1 protein-coding gene is annotated in these 505 nt (G+C 69.5%); it reads left to right on the top strand.

Going from position 1 to position 505, the window contains the following annotated elements:
* Positions 1–96: 96 nt before the first annotated feature.
* Positions 97–505 (top strand): hypothetical protein (locus tag ACFFNA_RS40580; protein WP_378926065.1); only part of this gene is annotated, 409 nt, incomplete at its 3' end.

Below are 505 nucleotides of genomic sequence, written 5' to 3'. Positions count from 1 at the left end.
TGGCTGCGGAAGCGCGCCCGATTGCGAGCTCTCGGCCGCCTGATTGCGCTGGCGCATGCTTGCTTGCGAGTCTCCGGCCGCCCGATCGCCGCGCCAATGCTCGCCATCAGAGCGCGAGGAGCCTTCTTCCCGATAGAGTGCGCGACGATCCTGTCGCTGAGGCGGGCGCTCAGCCCATTGCGAGCCCTCGGCCGCCCGATCGCCGCGCCAATGCTCGCCACCAGAGCGGGAGGAGCTTTCTTCCCGATAGGGTGCGCCACGATCCTGTCGCTGAGGCGGGCGCTCGCCCCTTTGCGAGCGCTCCGCCACCCGATCGCCGCGCCAGGGTTCGTCCCCGAAACGCGAGGGGCCTTCTTCCCGATAGAGTGCGCCACGATCCTGTCGCTGAGGCGGGCGCTCAGCCCTTTGCGAGCCCTCGGCCGCCCGATCGCCGCGCCAATGCTCGCTATCAGAGCGCGAGGAGCCTTCTTCCCGATAGAGTGCGCGACGATCCTGTCGCTGGGGC

The sequence above is a fragment of the Mesorhizobium kowhaii genome, assembly GCF_042431665.1.
GTDB classification, from domain to species: domain Bacteria; phylum Pseudomonadota; class Alphaproteobacteria; order Rhizobiales; family Rhizobiaceae; genus Mesorhizobium; species Mesorhizobium kowhaii.
Note: the sequence above shows the minus strand (reverse complement) of the source record. Positions and strands in the feature narration are given on the sequence as shown.